The following is a 21,279-nucleotide window of genomic DNA, read 5'->3' as shown; positions in this document are numbered from 1 at the left end:
CCACTTTTGTGTAATGCATCTGTGACTATTCGCCCGTTTTAGACGGGCTTTTTTTTTGTCTGAAATTTACAATTTGATTACACAAACAAAAAAATCCCGCCTATTCTTATACTTGTAACATTATCACTGCTTAATACCGAACAGGAAAGTTCATGGCAGTTCACTACTCAGTATTATTTTGGGGAGGAGCTCACGTAAAAATAGATATTTACTGAAGAAAGTGCTTAGAACAGCACAAATATCTAATTAACGTCAACGCTACTGCATATAACTCCATGCTTATCACAATTATTATCTCGGAGTTTTTCTATAATATGCAGGCTAGGTAAATATAAGGATAATTAAGAATGAGACTGTTTAAGCGCTATACACCGAGTATGATTGCTAAACATGTAAGTCGACTTTTCAAAGGACGAATCTACATTTACGGCGTAGGAAAATTTGAGTTTGATAACGGTAAGCTAGTGCTACCAGACCGAGCAGAAAAACGTCACTTTCAAACAGTGAAAGAAATAAATAGTGAAATCATGAAACTGCGCTGCGCGTACGCATGACCTGATTATCTACAGAATTAAAAACAAAAAGGGTTGGCATTATGCCAACCCTTTTTTCGTACCAAGTTTCGTATCAATGATGATTCGATAAATCACCAAAACACTATTTCATTATCGATGAGTCACAGGACGCTTAGCTAAGTCAGGAAGATTGCCTGACAAACCCAGTGCGCGCTTCATGATCTCATCTTTCGCACCCGGTAATTGGCCCGCTAGCTTCATACCGATACCACGAATCAGCTTCTTAGCTGGGTTATCGCCTTCAAACAGATCTTTAAAACCCTGCATTGAAGCAATCATTTTCGCCGCCTCTGCCTTTCTCCAGCGCTCGTAGCCGCGAAGATTACGCTTGGTGCCAATATCCTCACCTGCAGACCATAGCTTTAACAGCTCTTGCGCTAAGCTTGCTGCGTCTAATAGGCCAAGGTTCACGCCCTGCCCTGCTAATGGGTGAATGGTATGAGCAGCATCACCAACCAAAGCCACACGTTCTACCGCAAAGTCACGTGCATAACGCATGCGCAGTGGGAAAGCAAAACGGTCACCAACCACTTCGCATAATCCAAGCTTTGAGTCGAACTCTGCCGTTAGCTGCTTATTAAAATCAGCATCCGACATGGATACCAGCTTCTCGGCACGATTTGGTTCCGTAGACCAAACAATCGAGCTCATGTTGCTTGGTTGCATTGGTAGGAATGCCAATGGACCTTGAGGTGTGAATATTTGACGAGCAACACTGTGGTGCGGCTCTGTGGTTTTGATGTTCGCGACAATCGCACTGTGTCCGTAATCCCAATGTGTTAATGGGATATCTTGCTGCTTACGAACCCAAGAGTTTGCGCCGTCTGCTCCAACAACCAACTTAGCTGTCAGTGCTTGACCATTGTCCAATGTTAACCAGGCTTCACTTTCACCGATCGCCATCGTTTTGCACGTTGCGGGCATATACAGGCTGACGTTGTCTTGCTTCTTAACCTGATCAAGCAGCGCTAATTGAATCACACGGTTTTCAACGATATGGCCAAGGTTAGGCTGAGCCAAGCGTGTCGAGTCAAACTCAATACGAGCGAAACTGTCTTGTTCCCACACTTCCATCGCTTGATACGGTGCAGCGCGTCTTTGTTCGATACCTTGCCATGCGCCTAGGTTACGAAGAATCACTTCACTAGAACGACTCAACGCGGATACACGTACGTCAGGCAGCTCACTAAGCCCTTCGCTGGGAGCTCTGCCTTCAATGACAGCAATTCTTAAGTCACTGTCTTTTAGGGCAGCAGCGAGCGCTAGGCCAACCATGCCACCACCAACAATCGCGATATCAACACTTTGCATCATTATTTATTACCTTATCTTTCTACTAGGCCAAGCGTATGACGCAAAAGTGGACCTTTAAGTGGTGGAAGGTTATCTATTACGGCTAACCCAAGATTACGCCCAATGCGAGCGGTCATAAAATCGTTTGAGAACAGATGAACTAGGCTTGAAGTCAACGTGATCGTTGCGTCTCTGTCTTGTTCTCTACGCTTTCTAAAGTTAACAAGACCATTGTAACGACCCACATCATCTAGCTGGGTACACAACTCTTCTGCCAAGGAAGCCACATCTCGGATACCTAGGTTAAAGCCTTGCCCCGCAATTGGGTGAAGCGTTTGAGCAGCATTACCAACAATGGCAAATCGATGAGAGATATTTTGCTGTCGATGACGAAGAATCAAAGGGTAGCTCGCACGCTTGCCGACTTTCTCTAATCGGCCAAGTCGCCAGCCAAAGTCATTCTGCAATTGCTCGAGAAATTCATTGTCGTTTAGCGTCATCACTTTTTGTGCTTGCTCTGGTCTTAAACACCAAACCAGCGATAAACGGTTGTCACTCATCGGTAATAGAGCAACAGGCCCATGATGGGTAAAACGCTCAAATGCGCGACCTTGGTGAGGTTCACTCACCACGATATTGGCAATCACAGCAACTTGCTCAAAGTCGTGCTCACTCAATGAGATATTGAGCTGTTGGCAACAGGTTGAGATTGCACCGTCAGCAGCAACCAATAACTTGGTGGTTACTGTTTGCCCACTGGTCAGTTCAATCGTGGTCAACGCTTCTTCACGTTCAACTTTACTGACAGACTCAGGGCAAAGCATGGTAATGGCTGCTTCTGATTCAAGTTTCTGTTGATAGATTCGACCCACATCTGCTAACTCGACCACGTAGCCAAGCGCATCGACAGCAAGCTCTTCACTGTAGATGTCTGTCATTCCGGCATGCCCGCGATCCGAAACATGGATATCTTTAATCGGGGTCGCGACCGGAGCGATAGATTGCCACAACTGCAAAGAATCAAGGATCTGCACCGTGCCATAAGACAAAGCAATCGAACGAGAATCAAACCCTGGGTGAGCTTGATGATCAACCTGATAAGGCTCCACTACCGCAATCGATAGTGAACCTTGGCTTAGGTGATTCAAAGCAAGGGCTAAGGTTGCCCCTGCCATTGCGCCACCAGCAATTACAACATCATACTGAGCCATCATAACCTCAAACCGGCCAACGAATTAATGAATGGTAGGCGCCGCATCTTCAGATGGGCGAGCACCAAATTCAGCATGAATCGTTAGTGCACACGCTTTTACGTGCTCAATAACGTGTTCTAGAAGCTGCGCTTGTTCTTCCATATCATCTTCTTCGTCAATGCCAAGCTTTGCCATCTCTTCTAGATCAGCTAATGCTTCTTTTGCACTGTCAGACGCTTTGTTCAATTGAGCGCCAACCAAGCCTAGACCAGAAATGAAATGGTTAATCCAATCAGACACACCATCAGCCAAGTCAAACAGGCTTGCGCTTGCGTCTTCATCAGGCAGCAACATAGACAGTTCCATGCCTGAACCTGTGATTTCACTGGTCGTTACTTTCAGTGTCGCTTCCGCTAGCGTTAATGCGCGATCTGGCCAACCCATGCCTTCATTGGTGTAATCGAAGATCAGTGGTTGCCAGCTTTTATCTGCAAGGCTTAAGCCTCCGCTTAACATACCCGTCAATAAACCGTGCATCTCAGCAGGGGTTACGGCTAGACTTGCCGATTGAAGTTCAGTCGCAACCGTTAGGTAGTCAGGTAAAGTAGTTTCGCTCATCAGATAGCTCGCTCAGTTATTCTTTATATCGATAGTATAATCGTACCACTTCACCCCAATTCTGGTAAGCATCGATCCCCAGCAATTGAAGTATGACTGACTATCAATTGTTCAATTTGTTGAATTACTGTGTGCTCAAGCTCTCATTTACAAACAGTCACTCTGAAAAGCTTGAATCTTAATAGCGGTTTACCTATAGTTTCTCCCTCAGAGGAGATTGCTTCCTCATCGGTACTTGCACTTTTTCTTTCTCAAAAAATGGCGAAGAGCAACAGCCTTAAAATAGCGCGTTAAAGAGTTCATCCATCATGAGTAATCAAGCGGTAGACGTTGAAATATTAGGAAAACTGACTCGAGTGAATTGTCCACCAGGGCAAGAAGAGTCATTGATTGCAGCGGCGGCCGATCTTGATAATCGATTGAAAGAGATGGCTGAACGTACTAAGGTAACCAATGAAGTGAAGCTGCTGACTATCGCAGCTCTGAATATTTGCTACGAATTACAAACCAAGAAGTTTGAAGCAAATGATGAACAAAACGCACTGACCGAGCGAATGGAACAGCTCACGACATCACTTTCAGATGTCCTCAGTAAAGTTAAGCACGGACAGCAATAGCGTACACAAAATTTACCCTGGAGTGTTTGTCAGAGGATTCACGTCCCCGAGCCGATAAGCAATCCCTAAGGGTTAGTACTTGAGTGCTATTGAGCATGCTCGGCCCGACCGAGAAGCCTACGGTAATCATTGCTGATCCGCCTTGAACTCGCTGGTTCAAGGGCCATCTATTCTCAACGGCACTTTGGGGTATCCCTTCTTATGAAGACGCTCACACGCAGCGAATTTCGCAAACAGATCCGTATCAAGCGCAATGCCTTATCTGGCGACCAACAAACTCAATCCGGTATCGACTTAGTTAAGCAGTGCATGCAGCTTGATGAGATTCAGTCTGCTCAGCATATTGCCCTCTATATCTCTATCGATGGCGAACTCGATACCCAACCTTTAATCGAATGGTTATGGGCGCAAGGTAAGCAAACTTATTTACCAGTATTGCACCCCTTCTCTGTAGGACACCTGCTGTTTCTGCACTACTCGCCAACCACACCGACGGTCTTGAATAAGTACGGTATTGTCGAACCTCAGCTCAATCAAATGCTGGTTAAACCTTGTCAGCAACTCGACCTTATTCTTACGCCCCTTGTCGGCTTTGACTCTCATGGCCATCGTTTAGGTATGGGCGGCGGATATTACGATCGCACCTTGGCGAAGTGGTTCGAGACGGGCGAAGGTGCAACTCCTATTGGTTTGGCTCATGATTGCCAACATGTTGATACCCTGCCGATTGAAGAATGGGACATTCCGTTACCTAAAATCGTGACTCCGAGTAAAACTTGGCAATGGGAAAACAACCATTAAAGCGCTATAATCGCGCCGCAAACGTTAACCTCGATATATAAACGTTAACTTCAATACGCGAACGATTAATTCAAAGCGCAAGACCTTATTCAGGAGAATGGCATGACTCAAGATGAAATGAAAAAAGCAGCGGGCTGGGCAGCACTTCAATATGTTGAAGAAGGCAGCATTGTAGGTGTAGGTACTGGCTCTACAGTAAATCACTTCATCGACGCACTTGGCACAATGAAAGACAAAATCAAAGGTGCGGTTTCAAGTTCTGTAGCCTCTACTGAAAAACTAGAAGCACTAGAAATCAAAGTATTTGAGTGCAACGATGTATTTAAACTAGACATCTATGTTGATGGCGCAGACGAGATTAACGCTTCACGCGATATGATCAAAGGCGGCGGTGCGGCTTTGACTCGTGAAAAAATCGTAGCGGCTATCTCTGACAAGTTTGTGTGTATTGTTGACGGTACTAAAGCAGTTGATGTGTTGGGCAAATTTCCACTGCCTGTTGAAGTAATCCCAATGGCACGTTCATACGTGGCACGTGAACTGGTTAAGCTTGGTGGTGACCCAGTTTACCGCGAAGGCTGCACAACCGATAACGGCAATGTGATCCTAGATGTGTATGGCATGGCGATCGAAAACCCGAAACAACTAGAAGATATCATCAATGGTATCGCTGGTGTTGTGACGGTTGGTCTGTTCGCTCACCGTGGTGCTGATGTGGTTATCACCGGCACGCCTGAAGGTGCAAAAATCGAAGAATAAATAATAGAAGATTGAGTTTTTCTGTTACTTCATTACATACGGTGCCCTAGGGCGCCGTTTTTTTTGCTTTATTGCTGTAAAATTATGTCTTATTCCGTAATTTTCTTACCCAAAACATTTTTTTTTTGTTACTTTATTGTTCAGAAGACGCACAGGGAAAACGTTTGTCTCCTAACAAAGTGGTGAATTTGTTCCCCTTTCAGCCATTTTGTAGCACGTGCGCCGCATTTGCCCAACCTTTCCATTTTAAGGACGAGAACAATGGCCAAAGTTTCACTGGAAAAAGAAAAAATAAAAATTCTACTTCTAGAAGGTCTTCACCCTTCTTCTGTAGAAGTACTGCAAGCCGCTGGTTACACAAACATTGAGTACCACAAAGGCTCGCTACCGGAAGATGAACTTCTTGAAGCAGTTAAAGATGCGCACTTCATTGGTATTCGTTCTCGCACTAACATCTCCCAAGAAGTTATTGATGCAGCTGAAAAGCTGGTTGCCGTCGGTTGTTTCTGTATTGGTACTAACCAAGTCAACCTTCAAGCAGCAGCAAAACGCGGTATCCCTGTGTTCAACGCACCGTTCTCAAACACTCGAAGCGTTGCTGAGCTGGTTCTTGGTCAGGTTCTATTACTACTACGCGGTATCCCAGAAAAGAACGCTCTTGCTCACCGTGGCATCTGGAAAAAGAGTGCAGACAACTCTTACGAAGCTCGTGGTAAGCGTTTAGGTATTATTGGCTACGGTCACATCGGTACTCAACTGGGTATTATTGCTGAAAACCTTGGCATGCGTGTTTACTTCTACGACATTGAAAACAAACTGTCTTTGGGTAACGCAACGCAAGTTCATACCATGACGGAATTACTGAACAAGTGTGACGTAATCTCTTTGCATGTGCCTGAAACCAACGAAACAAAAGACATGATGGGTAAAGAAGAGTTCGAGCGCATGAAGCCTGGTTCTATCTTTATCAACGCAGCTCGTGGCACGGTAGTCGATATTCCTGCTCTGTGTGGCGCTCTGGAATCTGGTCACCTTGCAGGTGCGGCGATTGATGTTTTCCCAACAGAACCAAAAACCAATGCAGACCCGTTTGAGTCTCCATTAATGCAGTTCGATAACGTGATCCTAACGCCTCACGTGGGAGGTTCAACTCAAGAAGCACAAGAAAACATTGGTGTTGAAGTGGCTGGTAAGCTAGCGAAATACTCTGATAACGGCTCTACGCTATCAAGTGTTAACTTCCCAGAGGTATCACTGCCACTGCATACTGGAACGTCTCGTTTATTACACATTCACGAAAACCGCCCAGGCATCCTAACTCAGATCAACACCATCTTCGCTGAAGAAGGGATCAACATCGCAGGTCAATACCTACAGACTGCGGCTGATATGGGTTATGTCGTTATCGATGTAGAAGCCGACCGCTCTGAAGAAGCGCTGCTTAAACTGAAAGAGATCGAAGGCACAATCCGTGCTCGTCTTCTTCACTAATCATCGCACTCAAAATGCATAAAAAAGGCTCTCATAATGAGAGCCTTTTTAGTATTTGGCCTATCGTAGGTAATTAGATCGTCATGATCCAAAACCTTCTATAGCACTGTCATTACTCTTCGATCTGGTAGATCACGTTCACGCGATCACGAATGGTGATCGTTGAGTCTTCATAAGAGTTCGATTCTGTTCTTGCATCCATCGCCATTGAACGCATGAGTACTGGCTGAGAAGATTGGGCGTTGTAATCCACGCGCCATACATCACCTAACTCGCGCTCAAAACCACTCGCCAATGATTTAGCTTTTGATGTCGCATCTTTAATTGCTTCTAAGCGCGCTTGCTCTTGATACTTAGCTTGGTCGCGAACTTGCAGTTGGATGTTGTCGATCTGATTAATGCCTTCTCCAATCGCAATATCCATGTACTCATTAAGATTAGCTAGCTCAGTCACTTGAACGGTCACATTACGTGAGGCGCGGTAGCCAACCAGTTCCGGTTTGCCATCTTTCGGGTAATGATATTGAGGAGATAAATACAGGTTCGAGCTGTGAACACTCGCCTCATCAACACCTGCTTGATGCAGCTTATTTAGAAAGCCTGTCACGACTTTATCAACGGTATTTTTAGCCTGTTCAGCAGTCATCGTCGATTCCACGACTCTCACAGAGAATGTCGCCATATCAGGTGTCGCGATCACTTCACCATAGCCTGTCGTTGAAATATGAGGAAAGGATGGAGAGTCAGCCAATGATGGAAAACTCACAGCACTCAACGCCGCAGTAAGAGTAAGAGACGTTGCTAACATCTTTGGTACAAGCTTCATTAGGTATGGCCTATGCTAAACAAATGTACTTTCATCATAGAGCAATTTATCGTTTAGCCAATCCAGAGCACGCACTTCTAACAGAACTTTGACGCTGAAAAAACCAACAATTTACTGAGGTAAGTGATTGTGAGCAAAACTCAATATTGCTTGGGATACCTCTTTTAATACCCCACTCTCAAGCTGCCAATGGTGCCAATAGATGCGATAAGAGAGCAGAAAGCCAGGGGTAATATCAATCAGAGCACCAGACTCTAGCTCCTCGATAATCTGTAATCGAGGAATCAAGCAATAGGCGACACCCGACAACGCTAAGCGCACAAACGCTTCTGAACTACCGACTGTATGATTGATCACACTGTCTCTCGGGACGTTAAAATGATCATGCAGAAACTTCTTATGCAGATCATCGTATTGATCATAGGAAACCGCAGGCGCTTTACTTAAGGTGGCATAGTTTACGCCCTCTGCGAAGTAACGCTGATGAAAATCAGGGCTAGCCACACACACATAATCCATCCTACCGAGATAGTCGGCACTGCAGCCAGGAATCGCTTGAGACTCTAAACTGATTGCACCGGCCACCTCACCACTTTTAATCTTTTCAATGGTTCTCGACTCACCATGAATCGCTAGGTTTAACTCGACTTGGCGAGACTTCATCACATCCGACAAAGCTGGTAGCAACCATGTCGCCAAACTATCAGCGTTGGTCGCTATGGATATCGATAGTGGCTGAGAGCCCTCTTCATTCATCAACTCAGGCACAAGCTCGTGCTCTAACAAACGAACACGGCGATATAAGCCCAGTAATTTTTTACCTGCAGGCGTAGGCCTAGGTGGGCTTTCTCTCACCAAGGCAGGCTGAGCCAACCACTTTTCCAACTGTTTGATGCGCTGAGATACCGCCGACTGGGAGATATATAACTGCTCAGCAGCCCTTTCGAAGCTACGTTGTTTTACTACGGCATCCAGTGCTTCTATCCATTTATAATCCAATCCACGCATCAATTTGCTTCCTTTTTAAGCTACCCGACCACCAGATTAGCAACTCTAATAATAGATTAAAATCATTAATTATACTTATTTAAAAGGTCGGAGTATCTTCGCCATATAGCACGTAAATATCGTTAAATAAGTGGAGGTTAAAATGAATTTTTGGGTTTTATTACAAGGTTTTGGTCTAGGGGCAAGTATGATCATCCCTATTGGCGCTCAGAATGCGTACGTCCTAAATCAAGGGATAAAACGCAATCATCATTTAACGACAGCAACGATTTGTAGCCTGCTCGATACTCTGTTTATCTCATTAGGCATTTTTGGCGGCGGAGCGATCTTGTCGCAAAATGAATTACTACTTACCTCTGTGACATTAGGTGGCATCGCCTTTCTGACTGTATATGGTTTGCTCTCACTACGCAGTGCATTCAAAGTGCGCACCAGTGACGAATCGAAAGGTGAGATATTGGCGCGTGGCAAGCGCACCGTTATTTTGGGGGCATTGGCAGTAACAGTATTAAACCCACACCTCTACTTGGATACCGTAGTAATTCTTGGATCCATTGGTGGGCAATTTGAAGGCAACGACAGAATTGCGTTTGCTATGGGGACTATATTGGCTTCGTTCGTCTGGTTTTATTCTTTGTCATTGGGCGCGGCAAAGCTAGGCCCAACGCTATCTAAACCGAATGTTAAGAAAGGCATTGATATCGCAGTAGCAACCATGATGTTCGCCATTGCAGCAGTGCTTACCAATGGACTGATTGAGCAATACTGGTAAATCTATTTAGCTTCATGAAACCAACAAAAAAGGCGGATAACCTAAGTTATCCGCCTTTCCTTATAAAAGCTTATAGCTATAAAAACTAACTAAAAATTAAGCTTCTACTTTATTCATGTGTACATCCATTTGCGGGAATGGAATTTCGATACCTTCGTTATCCAAGCCTTCTTTGATTGCTTGCATAAGGTCAAAATACACATCCCAGTACTCTGCTGTGTTAACCCATGGGCGAACAACAAAGTTTACTGAAGAGTCCGCTAGCGTGTGAACACCAACTTGAACGCCTGGTTCTTTCAACACGCGCTCGTCAGATTCACAGATCTTAGTCAGAAGTTCTTTGGTCTTTTGCAGATCAGCGCCGTAAGAAACACCGATCATTAGGTCGATACGACGTGTGTCATGACGAGAGTAGTTAGTAATTGGGCTACCAATAACGCTACCGTTTGGTACCACTACCATTTTGTTATCTGGCGTTGTTAGAACAGTTTGGAAGATCTGAATTGAATCCACTGAACCTGCTACACCACCAATTTCCACATAGTCACCAGACTTAAATGGACGGAATGCAACGATAAGTACACCAGCAGCAAAGTTAGATAGTGAGCCTTGTAACGCTAAGCCTACCGCTAAACCAGCCGCACCAATAACAGCAACTACAGATGCCGTTTGAACACCTAAACGACCTAGTGCAGCAATTAAAACAATAACAAACAATAGGTAGCGAACTAAGCCGTGAATAAATTCCACAACCGCTCGGTCCATTTTCTTCTTCTGAAGAACCTTAGACACGCTATTCGCTACTGCTTTAACAATAAGGTTACCAATAAATAGAATTATCAGTGCTGAAATGATATTTACGCCATATTGGATAAATAAATCTGAATTATTTGTTAACCACTGCTCTGCTTGAGACAAACCATCCACAAGTGGAGTCTCAATCGCTGTCGAACTATCAGCCATAATGTGCATCCTCTATATAATATGCTATGGGCTAAACTGCCTTAAGCCTAATTTACTCTGCAATATAATAAACAGTTTAATGACCGTTAAGTCATTGTGTTCAAAGTAAATTAAAGCCAAGTCCTTTTTATAAACTGAACCAAGTTCAGTTTTTCGGCACGATATCCTATCTTTGACAGATTGCAAAGTCATATTTATGTAAGCTTTTGAATTACTAAAACTTACCGATAAACACAAATACCGATAACTAAAAGACTACGAAATTTATTCACCGTAGGCTAGGTTTTTCACATATTTAATACAAGTTTTTATCAGACATAAAAAAACCCGCTCGATGAGCGGGTTTTTAAAACTTAAAGAGTACTTAATTCAAAGAATTATAGTACGTCTACAGCGTTAAGGTCAGCAAATGCTTTCTCTAGACGAGCAACCATTGAAGCTTGACCAGCACGTAGCCATACGCGTGGATCGTAGTACTTCTTGTTTGGAGCAGCTTCGCCAGTTGGGTTGCCGATTTGACCTTGTAGGAAATCGAAGTTGTCAGCAGAGTACTGACGGATACCGTCCCAAGTTGCCCACTGTGTATCAGTATCGATGTTCATTTTGATAACACCGTAGCCGATAGACTCTTGGATTTCTGCTTCAGAAGAACCAGAACCACCGTGGAATACGAAGTTTAGAGCGTTAGGTGCGATACCGAACTTCTCTGCACAGTATGCTTGAGAATCACGTAGGATAGTTGGAGTAAGTACAACGTTACCAGCTTGGTAAACACCGTGTACGTTACCGAAAGATGCAGCGATAGTGAAACGTGGGCTAACAGCCATTAGTTTCTCGTAAGCGTATGCTACGTCTTCTGGAGAAGTGTAAAGCTCAGATGCGTCCATATCAGAGTTATCAACGCCGTCTTCTTCACCACCAGTACAACCAAGTTCGATCTCGATTGTCATGTTCATTTTAGCCATGCGCTCTAGGTACTTAGCACATGTTTCGATGTTCTCTTCTAGAGACTCTTCAGAAAGGTCTAGCATGTGAGAAGAGAATAAAGGCTTACCAGTTTGTGCGAAGAACTCTTCACCAGCGTCTAGTAGACCGTCGATCCATGGAAGAAGTTTCTTAGCAGCGTGGTCAGTGTGCAGGATAACTGGAACACCGTAAGCTTCAGCTACAGCGTGTACGTATTTTGCACCAGCTACAGCGCCAAGAACTTGTGCGCCTTGACCTTCAAGTTTAACGCCTTTACCTGCGAAGAATGCAGCGCCGCCGTTAGAGAACTGAACAACTACTGGAGCTTTAACTTTAGCAGCTGCTTCTAGTACTGCGTTTACAGAGTCAGTACCAACAACGTTTACAGCAGGAAGAGCAAATTTGTTTTCTTTTGCTACTTCAAATACTTTCTGTACGTCATCGCCAGAAATCACACCAGGTTTTACAAAATCGAAGATCTTAGACATGGAAATAGTCCTATTTATTCTATCGTTTTAAGATTAAAAAACTTAAGTTTAAAAACTTGCAATCGTTTGCTCACAACTTATGCCATTCTAGCAAAAAAGTGTGATATGCAGCAAACGTTAAAAGGCGAGATTCACATCTCGCCTTTCTAAATCAATTATGCTTTAGCACGCTCTTCAAGCATTGCTACTGCAGGAAGTACTTTACCTTCAACGAATTCAAGGAAAGCGCCACCGCCAGTAGAGATGTAAGAAACGTCAGCTTTGATACCGAACTTGTCGATAGCTGCTAGCGTGTCACCACCACCTGCTACAGAGAAACCTGCAGACTCAGCGATTGCTTTAGAGATACCAGCTGTACCCGCTTCGAAGTTCTTGAATTCGAATACGCCTACAGGGCCGTTCCAAAGGATTGTTTTAGCGTTGCCGATGATTTCAGCTAGTGCCGCAGTTGAATCTGGACCAAGGTCGAAGATCATGTCGTCGTCTTGAACTTCAGAAACGTGCTTGATTTCAGCTTCTGCGTTTTCGTCGAATGCTTTAGCACATGCAACGTCAGTTGCTACTGGGATAGCACACTCTTTCATTAGCTTTTGAGCCGTTTCAACTAGGTCAGCTTCGTATAGAGACTTACCTACGTTGTGACCTTCAGCAGCGATGAATGTGTTCGCGATACCACCACCAACAACAAGCTGGTCAGCAATTTTAGAAAGAGATTCTAGAACGGTTAGTTTAGTAGAAACTTTAGAACCACCAACGATAGCCACTAGTGGGCGAGCTGGGTTGTCCATTGCTTTACCAAGCGCTTCAAGCTCAGCAGCTAGAAGAGGGCCAGCACATGCTACAGGAGCGTAAGTACCAACGCCGTGTGTAGAAGCTTGAGCACGGTGAGCTGTACCGAATGCATCCATTACGAAGATGTCACATAGTGCAGCGTATTGCTTAGAAAGTTCTTCTTCGTTCTTCTTCTCGCCTTTGTTAAAGCGAACGTTTTCAAGAACAACAAGTTCACCAGCGTTTAGCTCTAGGCCGTTTACGTAATCTTTAGCTAGTTTAACTTCGCAGTCTAGTGCGTCGTTTAGGTAGTTAACTACAGGAGCTAGAGAGAACTCTTCGTTGTATTCGCCTTCAGTAGGACGACCAAGGTGAGAAGTAACCATTACCTTTGCGCCAGCTTCTAGGCAAAGTTTGATAGTTGGTAGAGATGCAAGGATACGTGCATCTGAAGTTACTTTACCGTCTTTTACTGGTACGTTTAGGTCAGCACGGATAAATACGCGTTTACCTGCAAGTTCCAGGTCAGTCATCTTGATCACAGACATGATTTGTCCTCTCAAATTTAAATAAATATAAAGTTTTGGAAACTCAGCAACCCTGCTAAGCCTATAAATTATTCAACTGGTAATTCTTTCACTACTAATAATATGTGGACTCTTAGTATTTATTTCAAGCTAAAAAATAAATAATCCGCACATTTGCTTCTAGGTCTTACTTCTTGCCTTCAGAAGCTTGCATTGCAAGAACCGTATCCAGCATTCGGTTCGCAAAGCCCCATTCATTATCACACCACACTAGCATTTTAACTAAGTGGCCGTTGCTCACTCGCGTTTGTGAACCATCAACGATTGCGCTATGGGGATCGTGATTAAAGTCGATGGAAACGAGCGGCGCTTCAGTATAGTCAACTATATTGTGTAATGTACACTGGGATGCATTAACAATGGTTTGATTTACGTCATTAACTTTCACATTTGCATTAATTGTGACACTTAAATCCATCGCTGTTACGTTTACCGTCGGCACACGCACAGATATAGCTTCAAATTTGTTGGAAAATTTCGGGAAGATTCTTTCAATACCTTTATGCAACTTGGTATCGACAGGAATGATCGATTGGCTTGCTGCTCGAGTACGACGCAAGTCGCTGTGATACGCATCGATAACTTGTTGATCATTCATTGAAGAGTGAATAGTCGTAATCGTACCGGACTCAATGCCAAAGGCGTCATCAAGAACCTTAATGATAGGGACAATACAGTTGGTGGTGCATGAACCATTGGAAACGATTCGGTGGTCCGCTTCGATGGTATCGTGATTCACACCATAGATAATGGTGTTATCGAGGTCATTGGCACCTGGGTGAGAAAACAGTACCTTTTTTGCCCCTGCAGCAATGTGCGCGAGGCCGTCATCTCGGCAACCATAAACACCGGTACAGTCGAGAACAATATCCACCTCAAGGTCACGCCAAGGCAACAGATCAATATCAGCAAGATGTAAGATACGAATGGTATCAAACTCACCCTTGTCTTCAGCACCAATGCCATGATGGACATAGATATGCTCTTGATCGTTAGAGATTTTCTTACCGAAGCGGCCGTGACTGGTGTCGTACTGCAATAGGTGAGCCATAGCGTCAGGCTGAGCAAGCTCATTGACAGCTACTACTTTGATTTGTTGGCTTTTGCCACTTTCATAGACAGCGCGCAATACATTACGCCCTATTCGTCCAAATCCATTTATCGCGACTTTTAGCATAGTTCCGTACATCTAACCAAAATTTCGTGCAACAGATGATAACTGAATCCTACCCAAAAGGCATTACTTGAATAACTCAGCTTGTTCATGACAGATTGATCTGTTGCTTATAGAGATGAGTCTAGGAGAAACAAATCCCAGAGACAAAAAACCGAGCTCAGTGCTCGGTTTTTTTATTCATTTCATTGTTAGCACTAAGCTAGCAATCAATGATTAAGCAAGAAGCTCTTTCGCTGTGTTTACTACGTTTTCAGTAGTGAAACCGAACATCTTGAATAGTTCGCCTGCTGGTGCAGATTCGCCGAACGTTGTCATACCGATAATCTTGCCACCGAAACCAACGTACTTGTACCAGAAGTCAGCGATGCCAGCTTCTACTGCGATACGTGCAGTTACATCAGATGGAAGTACAGACTCACGGTATTCAGCATCTTGCTTGTCGAACGCGTCAGTTGCAGGCATAGATACTACGCGTACTGCTTTACCTTCAGCGGTTAGTTGTGCAGCAGCTTCAACTGCAAGCTCAACTTCAGAACCCGTTGCAATGATGATTAGCTCTGGCTTACCAGCACAATCTTTCAGGATGTAACCACCCTTAGCGATGTTAGCTACTTGCTCAGCGTCACGATCTTGTTGTGCAAGGTTTTGACGAGAGAAGATTAAAGATGAAGGACCATCTTTACGCTCAATAGCCAGTTTCCAAGCAACTGCTGATTCAACTTGGTCACATGGGCGCCATGTGCTCATGTTTGGAGTCAGACGTAGAGAAGCGATCTGCTCAACCGGTTGGTGAGTAGGACCATCTTCGCCTAGGCCGATAGAGTCATGCGTGTAAACTTGGATGTTCTGAACTTTCATCAGAGCAGCCATACGCATTGCATTACGAGCGTATTCCATGAACATTAGGAACGTTGCGCCGTATGGTACGAAACCACCGTGCAGAGCGATACCGTTCATGATAGCCGTCATACCGAATTCACGTACACCGTAGTGGATGTAGTTACCAGAGAAGTCAGTTGCTTCAAGAGACTTAGAACCAGACCACATAGTTAGGTTAGAAGGCGCAAGGTCAGCAGAGCCGCCCATGAATTCTGGAAGCATTTGACCAAACGCTTCTAGTGCGTTTTGAGATGCTTTACGTGAAGCGATGTTCGCTGGGTTAGCTTGAAGATCAGCAATGATTGCGTTTGCTTTCTCTTCCCACTCAGCTGGAAGCTCGCCGTTAGTACGACGTTTGAATTCTGCTGCTAGCTCAGGGTAAGCCGCTGCGTATGCGTCAAATTTAGCATTCCACGCTGCTTCTTTCGCTGCGCCTGCTTCTTTTGCATTCCACTCAGCTGCGATATCCGCTGGGATTTCGAAAGGACCGTGTTCCCAACCCAGTGCCGCTTTAGTTGCTGTGATTTCATCAGCGCCTAGTGGAGCACCGTGACAGTCGTGCGTACCTGCTTTGTTTGGAGAACCAAAACCGATGATAGTTTTAGTACAGATAAGAGTTGGACGAGGGTCTGCTTTAGCCGCTTCAATCGCTGCGTTGATAGCGTCAGAGTCGTGACCATCTACCGCTGGGATTACATGCCAGCCGTAAGCTTCAAAACGCTTAGGAGTATCGTCAGAGAACCAACCTTCCACTTCACCATCGATAGAGATACCGTTGTCATCCCAGAAAGCAACCAGCTTACCAAGACCAAGCGTACCTGCTAGCGAACATGCTTCGTGAGAGATACCTTCCATCAGACAGCCATCACCCATGAATGCATAAGTGTAGTGGTCTACGATGTCGTGGCCTTCTTTGTTGAACTGAGCAGCAAGCGCTTTCTCAGCCATTGCCATACCAACAGCGTTCGTGATGCCTTGACCTAGAGGACCAGTCGTTGTCTCGATACCAGGAGCGTAACCGTACTCTGGGTGACCTGGAGTCTTAGAGTGCAGTTGACGGAAGTTTTTCAGGTCTTCAATTGAAAGCTCGTAACCTGCAAGGTGAAGCAGAGAGTAAATCAACATTGAACCATGGCCGTTAGACAAGATAAAACGGTCGCGGTCAGCCCACTCTGGGTTTGCTGGGTTGTGGTTCAAGTGGCCACGCCAAAGAACTTCAGCGATGTCAGCCATACCCATAGGTGCGCCTGGGTGGCCTGAATTTGCTTGTTGAACACCGTCCATGCTAAGTGCGCGGATTGCATTGGCTAGATCTTTACGAGAAGGCATGTCTGCTCCTGAGTACATAAGCGATTTAAAAAAGAGATAATTGCTAAAGTTTTCATTTTTATTAGCGCGGGTATTCTCTCAAACGACTATTGCGACTGCAAACGTTTTACTGGCATTTTAACGGTCATTTTTCGCAATTTTCGAACATTTACATCACTTGGCAGTGGCTTATCTCGATCGATACGCAAACGATTAGTTATGACATATCATAAAAAAGAGCTTGTAATTCGACCGCTGGAATTTAGAATAGCCGTCTAGATGTAGAAACACCTACAAAATATACTGTATTTAATGGCGGCGCTTCCTAGCTTGCGACGCCATAAACTATTTACACCAAAAACTAAAAGTGGAGCTCTCATGGCTAAGCACCTATTCACTTCTGAATCTGTTTCAGAAGGCCATCCAGATAAAATTGCAGACCAAATCTCTGATGCTGTTCTTGATGCCATCTTGGAACAAGATCCAAAAGCACGTGTTGCTTGTGAGACTTACGTTAAAACCGGCATGGTTATGGTTGGCGGTGAAGTAACAACGTCTGCATGGGTTGATATCGAAGAAATCACTCGTGAAACAGTACGTGAAATTGGTTACGTTCATTCTGATATGGGCTTTGACGCTGACTCTTGTGCTGTTCTAAACACAATTGGTAAGCAGTCTCCAGACATCAACCAAGGTGTTGATAAAGAAGACCCTAAAGAGCAAGGCGCAGGCGACCAAGGCATCATGTTTGGTTACGCGACTAACGAAACACCAATCCTAATGCCGGCTCCAATTACTTACTCTCACCTTCTTGTTAAGAAGCAAGCTGAAGTACGTAAGAGCGGTAAGCTTGACTTCCTTCGCCCAGATGCGAAATCACAAGTAACATTCCAATATGACCAAGGTAAGATCGTTGGTATCGACGCTGTTGTTCTTTCGACTCAACACTGCGATTCAGTAACAACACCTGACCTACGTGAAGCAGTAATGGAAGAGATCATCAAGCCAGTACTACCTGCTGAGTGGATCAACAAAGACACTAACTTCTTCATCAACCCAACAGGCCGTTTCGTAATCGGTGGCCCAATGGGTGACTGTGGTCTAACAGGTCGTAAGATCATCGTTGATACCTACGGCGGCGCAGCTCGTCACGGTGGCGGCGCATTCTCTGGTAAAGATCCATCAAAAGTTGACCGTTCTGCTGCTTACGCGGCTCGTTACGTTGCGAAAAACATCGTTGCTGCTGGCATGGCTGACCGTTGTGAGATTCAACTGTCTTACGCTATCGGTGTTGCTGACCCAACATCTATCATGGTTGAAACGTTTGGTACTGAAAAAGTAGCTCACGAAATCATCATCGAAGCAGTTCGTCAAAACTTCGACCTACGTCCATACGGTCTTCAAGAAATGCTGAACCTTCTTCAGCCTATCTACAAGCAGACTGCTGCATACGGTCACTTCGGTCGTGAAGAGTTCCCTTGGGAAGCGACTGACAAAGCAACAATCCTTGCGGACTTCGCTGGTCTAAAATAATTTAGCCACTGCGATTTGTTTCTTTAAAGCCCTTACTTCTTAGTAAGGGCTTTATTTTTATGTACTTACCAAACTTTCACTCGCCATCCCCTTCTCTAATGCCCTTCTTTACCGTTAACCACTTAGTATAAAAAACCGCTGATAATTTGTGTTTTCTAACACTACTGACAATAGTTAAGGTAACTCCTAAGCGATCAAGCTCACATTTAACTTAAATTAATTCAGTCTGATAACGCTCGTTAAATGCACGCTAGAACAAAAACTGGGATGACAAAGAGCAATTTAGCTCAACACCATAACTCTCACACAAGCCACACCGATGAGCCTTATGGAATTATAACTAGGACGTTATTTAACTAGGGGGATCTATGCCTCGTACCGCGCACCCATCCGAACTGAACGATAAAAAACACAAGGTCAGCGATAAGGATTACGCTCGTACCATTCCTTGCAACCAAATCAGTATTTCCGCACCCTTTCATTGGTTATCGCTTGCTCTGCATGACTTAGTAAGAATGCCATTAATCAGCGCATTCTACGGTTTGTGCTTTATGGGAGCGGCAATCGCCATTGTTCAACTTGTCCAATGGCAAGGAACACACTTGGTCGTGATGCCAAGCTTGATAGTGTATATGCTAATAGGGCCGTTTCTTGCTCTGGGCTTGTATGACGCAGCTTGGGAAAGAGAAAAAGGCCACAACGCAAGCCTACTGCACTCGATGAAAGCCATCACTCGCAACTCCACACACCAGTGGGCCTTTGCGATTGTATTGATGGTTGCGATGATATTCTGGATGCGTATCGCTGCGTTATTGCACGCACTCTACCCTTCGGTGCAAGGCGCACCACTGGCTGAATTTGCGCCCTTCTTAATCACAGGCTCTGTGATTGGTTTTGTTATCGCAAGCCTCATATTTAGCATCTCAGCATTTTCAATTCCGTTAATGATGGAGAGACGCGTTGATGTGATGAGTGCGATTTTCACTAGCTTTAATGCCGTTAAATCGAACATCCCTGCGATGGTGGTATGGGCGAGTATTATTTGTGCCGGTATTCTGGTGGGGTTTGCTACCTACGGCATCGGAATGATCGTCACCATGCCGCTACTTGGCTATGGTACATGGCATGCTTATCACGAGATCATCAAGAAGAATCACCATCTATAAATAATCGCCATATTAACGAGCAATGTTATGATGAGGCCTTAGCTTAAACGCTGAGGCCTTTTATTTGGAGTTAACAACGTTTGTCTTACACCCCGCAACAACATCGAGCAAATAAGAAACTGGCTGAGTGCCTCGCTATCGCAAATCAACATTTCTCTCGTGAATTCCCTCACCCAATTATCACCTTCAAGTTAAGAGGCAAAGCGGCGGGAAAGGCCTACCTTCAGCTCAACGAAATTAAGCTCAATCACATACTATTCGCTGAAAATGAAGACGCCTTCATCAACGAGGTTGTGCCGCATGAGCTCGCACACCTGATCACGCATCAGGTTTTCGGGCGTGTTAGGCCTCACGGAAACGAGTGGAAATACGTGATGGAAAAAGTATTCAACGTGCCAGCCAGAACAACTCACAGCTTTCAAATCGCGTCAGTTCAAGGGAAAACTTTTGAATATCGATGTGAGTGCACCACTTACCCATTATCAATCAGGCGACACAACAAAGTACTTCGGAATCAATCGACCTACCGCTGCCAACTTTGCCAGCAAACCTTAGCTTTTACGGGAACTCAGCTAAGCTAGTGACAAGCTGATGTGCTCGGTAGAACAAATCTAATAGAGAGATCTAACATTTGAGTGCTAGACTGATGTTTATCATACTTTTATCAGTCTTTTTCTATGCAAAAACTCACCTTCAAAGCATTTGGCCTACCTGTGTCTTTTTACTTAACAATAGTATTTGGCCTACTGGTAACCCAAAGCGTTCTCGCCGCACCACCGAGCTCATTTTCCAAAGCAAAAAGAGAAGCGGTGAAGATTTATCTCGACCATCCGACTTCATTTTATTGCGGCTGTGACATTACATGGAAGGACAAAAAGAAAGGCATTCCCGACCTTGATGGCTGTGGTTATCAAGTCCGAAAACAACAAAAGCGAGCGAGTCGAATTGAGTGGGAACATGTGGTTCCAGCTTGGCAATTTGGCCATCAGCGTCAGTGCTGGCAAGATGGTGGGCGCAAGAACTGCACTCGCAATGACAAAGTGTTCAAATCCATGGAAGCCGATCTTCACAACCTAACTCCGGCCATTGGTGAGGTTAACGGTGATCGCTCCAACTACAATTTCAGTCAGTGGAATGGCATGGATGGCGTGAGCTATGGCCAGTGTGAAATGCAGGTCAACTTTAAGCAGCGTAAAGTTATGCCGCCAGACAGAGCAAAAGGCTCTATCGCGCGTACCTATCTTTACATGAGCCAAGAATATGGTTTCAAGCTATCTAAACAACAAACCAACCTGATGATGGCGTGGAACAAGCAATTTCCTGTCGACAAGTGGGAATGTACTCGTGATGAACGAATCTATGCCATCCAAGGTAATCACAACCCATTTGTTTACCCTGCTTGTAAATAAGCTCGCTCGTACAATCAACATTCCTTACTATCTCAAACAAGAGTTTCAGAATTGCCCCTGAAACTCTTGCTCTACCCTT

The 21,279-nt window shown here is 44.7% G+C and carries 20 protein-coding genes and 1 other RNA gene; 11 read left to right on the top strand and 10 right to left on the bottom strand.

Going from position 1 to position 21,279, the window contains the following annotated elements; genetic code table 11:
• Positions 1–347 precede the first annotated feature (347 nt).
• The gene (locus tag AB6E85_RS18975) at positions 348–554 is read left to right on the top strand and encodes a DUF1107 domain-containing protein (RefSeq protein ID WP_009847660.1); all 207 of its coding nucleotides are present in this window, start codon (positions 348–350) and stop codon (positions 552–554) included.
• Positions 555–665: 111 nt separating this feature from the next.
• Here AB6E85_RS18975 and AB6E85_RS18970 read toward each other — a convergent pair whose 3' ends face one another.
• Genes AB6E85_RS18970 through AB6E85_RS18960 form a run of 3 tightly spaced genes read right to left on the bottom strand, consistent with a single transcriptional unit; the run spans position 666 to position 3,679 of the window.
• Positions 666–1,889, bottom strand: a complete 1,224-nt coding sequence (locus AB6E85_RS18970; protein WP_048605817.1) for an FAD-dependent 2-octaprenylphenol hydroxylase — start codon at positions 1,887–1,889, stop codon at positions 666–668.
• Positions 1,890–1,900: 11 nt separating this feature from the next.
• Positions 1,901–3,079 (bottom strand): 2-octaprenyl-6-methoxyphenyl hydroxylase, encoded by a 1,179-nt coding sequence (gene ubiH / locus AB6E85_RS18965; RefSeq protein ID WP_372143727.1) that lies wholly within the window; start codon positions 3,077–3,079, stop codon positions 1,901–1,903.
• A 24-nt stretch (positions 3,080–3,103) separates the two neighbouring features.
• The gene (locus AB6E85_RS18960) at positions 3,104–3,679 is read right to left on the bottom strand and encodes a YecA family protein (RefSeq protein WP_048605821.1); all 576 of its coding nucleotides are present in this window, start codon (positions 3,677–3,679) and stop codon (positions 3,104–3,106) included.
• Positions 3,680–3,987: 308 nt separating this feature from the next.
• On the opposite strand from AB6E85_RS18960, the gene zapA reads away from it, so the two are divergent.
• The 5 genes from zapA (at position 3,988) to serA (ending at position 7,347) form a co-directional block, all read left to right on the top strand.
• Positions 3,988–4,296, top strand: a complete 309-nt coding sequence (zapA, locus tag AB6E85_RS18955) for a cell division protein ZapA (protein ID WP_004735366.1) — start codon at positions 3,988–3,990, stop codon at positions 4,294–4,296.
• An 11-nt stretch (positions 4,297–4,307) separates the two neighbouring features.
• Positions 4,308–4,491, top strand: a non-coding RNA gene (gene ssrS / locus AB6E85_RS18950) — 6S RNA.
• Between the two features lie 6 nt (positions 4,492–4,497).
• Complete coding sequence (locus AB6E85_RS18945) at positions 4,498–5,097, top strand: 5-formyltetrahydrofolate cyclo-ligase (RefSeq protein ID WP_372143663.1); 600 nt, start codon at positions 4,498–4,500, stop codon at positions 5,095–5,097.
• Between the two features lie 102 nt (positions 5,098–5,199).
• Positions 5,200–5,856, top strand: coding sequence for a ribose-5-phosphate isomerase RpiA (rpiA, locus tag AB6E85_RS18940; protein WP_048605825.1), 657 nt, complete (start codon positions 5,200–5,202; stop codon positions 5,854–5,856).
• A 261-nt stretch (positions 5,857–6,117) separates the two neighbouring features.
• On the top strand, positions 6,118–7,347 hold the full coding sequence (gene serA, locus AB6E85_RS18935; RefSeq protein WP_017059058.1) for a phosphoglycerate dehydrogenase: 1,230 nt from the start codon (positions 6,118–6,120) through the stop codon (positions 7,345–7,347).
• 112 nt (positions 7,348–7,459) lie between these two features.
• Here the strand turns inward: serA and AB6E85_RS18930 are convergent, their stop codons facing one another.
• Together AB6E85_RS18930 and AB6E85_RS18925 are read right to left on the bottom strand one after the other, a co-directional pair.
• Positions 7,460–8,173 carry an oxidative stress defense protein gene (locus tag AB6E85_RS18930; RefSeq protein WP_017059059.1) on the bottom strand — a complete coding sequence of 238 codons (714 nt, stop codon included), beginning with the start codon at positions 8,171–8,173 and terminating at the stop codon, positions 7,460–7,462.
• Positions 8,174–8,284: 111 nt separating this feature from the next.
• Positions 8,285–9,181, bottom strand: a complete 897-nt coding sequence (locus AB6E85_RS18925) for a LysR family transcriptional regulator ArgP (protein WP_372143661.1) — start codon at positions 9,179–9,181, stop codon at positions 8,285–8,287.
• A 142-nt stretch (positions 9,182–9,323) separates the two neighbouring features.
• Here AB6E85_RS18925 and AB6E85_RS18920 point away from each other — a divergent pair, with 142 nt between their 5' ends.
• Positions 9,324–9,953 (top strand): LysE/ArgO family amino acid transporter, encoded by a 630-nt coding sequence (locus tag AB6E85_RS18920; protein ID WP_372143659.1) that lies wholly within the window; start codon positions 9,324–9,326, stop codon positions 9,951–9,953.
• Positions 9,954–10,049: 96 nt separating this feature from the next.
• On the opposite strand, the gene mscS is transcribed toward AB6E85_RS18920, so the two are convergent.
• The 5 genes from mscS to tkt all read right to left on the bottom strand — a co-directional run bounded on the left by mscS (position 10,050) and on the right by tkt (position 17,113).
• Complete coding sequence (mscS, locus tag AB6E85_RS18915) at positions 10,050–10,916, bottom strand: small-conductance mechanosensitive channel MscS (protein WP_050621008.1); 867 nt, start codon at positions 10,914–10,916, stop codon at positions 10,050–10,052.
• Positions 10,917–11,293: 377 nt separating this feature from the next.
• Positions 11,294–12,370: a class II fructose-bisphosphate aldolase gene (gene fbaA / locus AB6E85_RS18910; protein ID WP_010435694.1), complete on the bottom strand. Its 1,077-nt coding sequence runs from the start codon at positions 12,368–12,370 to the stop codon at positions 11,294–11,296.
• 155 nt (positions 12,371–12,525) lie between these two features.
• Positions 12,526–13,689, bottom strand: coding sequence for a phosphoglycerate kinase (locus AB6E85_RS18905; protein WP_372143657.1), 1,164 nt, complete (start codon positions 13,687–13,689; stop codon positions 12,526–12,528).
• Between the two features lie 166 nt (positions 13,690–13,855).
• Positions 13,856–14,905 (bottom strand): erythrose-4-phosphate dehydrogenase, encoded by a 1,050-nt coding sequence (epd, locus tag AB6E85_RS18900; RefSeq protein WP_048611458.1) that lies wholly within the window; start codon positions 14,903–14,905, stop codon positions 13,856–13,858.
• 213 nt (positions 14,906–15,118) lie between these two features.
• The gene (gene tkt / locus AB6E85_RS18895) at positions 15,119–17,113 is read right to left on the bottom strand and encodes a transketolase (protein ID WP_172380302.1); all 1,995 of its coding nucleotides are present in this window, start codon (positions 17,111–17,113) and stop codon (positions 15,119–15,121) included.
• Positions 17,114–17,470: 357 nt separating this feature from the next.
• Between tkt and metK the strand changes: the two genes are divergently transcribed.
• The 4 genes from metK to AB6E85_RS18875 all read left to right on the top strand — a co-directional run bounded on the left by metK (position 17,471) and on the right by AB6E85_RS18875 (position 21,200).
• Positions 17,471–18,625 (top strand): methionine adenosyltransferase, encoded by a 1,155-nt coding sequence (metK, locus tag AB6E85_RS18890; RefSeq protein ID WP_050653619.1) that lies wholly within the window; start codon positions 17,471–17,473, stop codon positions 18,623–18,625.
• Between the two features lie 368 nt (positions 18,626–18,993).
• Entirely contained in the window at positions 18,994–19,791 is a 798-nt protein-coding gene (locus AB6E85_RS18885) for a DUF2189 domain-containing protein (protein WP_017069586.1), read from the top strand.
• Positions 19,792–19,871: 80 nt separating this feature from the next.
• Positions 19,872–20,372, top strand: coding sequence for a SprT family zinc-dependent metalloprotease (locus AB6E85_RS18880; RefSeq protein ID WP_372143654.1), 501 nt, complete (start codon positions 19,872–19,874; stop codon positions 20,370–20,372).
• Positions 20,373–20,468: 96 nt separating this feature from the next.
• Positions 20,469–21,200, top strand: a complete 732-nt coding sequence (locus AB6E85_RS18875) for an endonuclease (RefSeq protein ID WP_017062237.1) — start codon at positions 20,469–20,471, stop codon at positions 21,198–21,200.
• The last annotated feature ends 79 nt before the right edge of the window (positions 21,201–21,279 follow it).

This window comes from Vibrio sp. 10N.247.311.51, from assembly GCF_041467855.1.
Lineage (GTDB): Bacteria > Pseudomonadota > Gammaproteobacteria > Enterobacterales > Vibrionaceae > Vibrio > Vibrio coralliirubri.
This window is presented reverse-complemented; position numbering and strand designations above follow the sequence as displayed.

Coding starts and splice junctions, on each gene's coding strand:
- rpiA (WP_048605825.1), top strand. CDS start 5,200: ATGACTCAAGATGAAATGAAAAAAGCAGCGGGCTGGGCAGCACTTCAA.
- mscS (WP_050621008.1), bottom strand. CDS start 10,916: ATGGCTGATAGTTCGACAGCGATTGAGACTCCACTTGTGGATGGTTTG.
- zapA (WP_004735366.1), top strand. CDS start 3,988: ATGAGTAATCAAGCGGTAGACGTTGAAATATTAGGAAAACTGACTCGA.
- serA (WP_017059058.1), top strand. CDS start 6,118: ATGGCCAAAGTTTCACTGGAAAAAGAAAAAATAAAAATTCTACTTCTA.
- AB6E85_RS18975 (WP_009847660.1), top strand. CDS start 348: ATGAGACTGTTTAAGCGCTATACACCGAGTATGATTGCTAAACATGTA.
- AB6E85_RS18960 (WP_048605821.1), bottom strand. CDS start 3,679: ATGAGCGAAACTACTTTACCTGACTACCTAACGGTTGCGACTGAACTT.
- AB6E85_RS18970 (WP_048605817.1), bottom strand. CDS start 1,889: ATGATGCAAAGTGTTGATATCGCGATTGTTGGTGGTGGCATGGTTGGC.
- AB6E85_RS18875 (WP_017062237.1), top strand. CDS start 20,469: ATGCAAAAACTCACCTTCAAAGCATTTGGCCTACCTGTGTCTTTTTAC.
- AB6E85_RS18945 (WP_372143663.1), top strand. CDS start 4,498: ATGAAGACGCTCACACGCAGCGAATTTCGCAAACAGATCCGTATCAAG.
- AB6E85_RS18930 (WP_017059059.1), bottom strand. CDS start 8,173: ATGAAGCTTGTACCAAAGATGTTAGCAACGTCTCTTACTCTTACTGCG.
- AB6E85_RS18925 (WP_372143661.1), bottom strand. CDS start 9,181: ATGCGTGGATTGGATTATAAATGGATAGAAGCACTGGATGCCGTAGTA.
- metK (WP_050653619.1), top strand. CDS start 17,471: ATGGCTAAGCACCTATTCACTTCTGAATCTGTTTCAGAAGGCCATCCA.
- tkt (WP_172380302.1), bottom strand. CDS start 17,113: ATGCCTTCTCGTAAAGATCTAGCCAATGCAATCCGCGCACTTAGCATG.
- AB6E85_RS18905 (WP_372143657.1), bottom strand. CDS start 13,689: ATGTCTGTGATCAAGATGACTGACCTGGAACTTGCAGGTAAACGCGTA.
- fbaA (WP_010435694.1), bottom strand. CDS start 12,370: ATGTCTAAGATCTTCGATTTTGTAAAACCTGGTGTGATTTCTGGCGAT.
- epd (WP_048611458.1), bottom strand. CDS start 14,905: ATGCTAAAAGTCGCGATAAATGGATTTGGACGAATAGGGCGTAATGTA.
- ubiH (WP_372143727.1), bottom strand. CDS start 3,079: ATGGCTCAGTATGATGTTGTAATTGCTGGTGGCGCAATGGCAGGGGCA.
- AB6E85_RS18920 (WP_372143659.1), top strand. CDS start 9,324: ATGAATTTTTGGGTTTTATTACAAGGTTTTGGTCTAGGGGCAAGTATG.
- AB6E85_RS18885 (WP_017069586.1), top strand. CDS start 18,994: ATGCCTCGTACCGCGCACCCATCCGAACTGAACGATAAAAAACACAAG.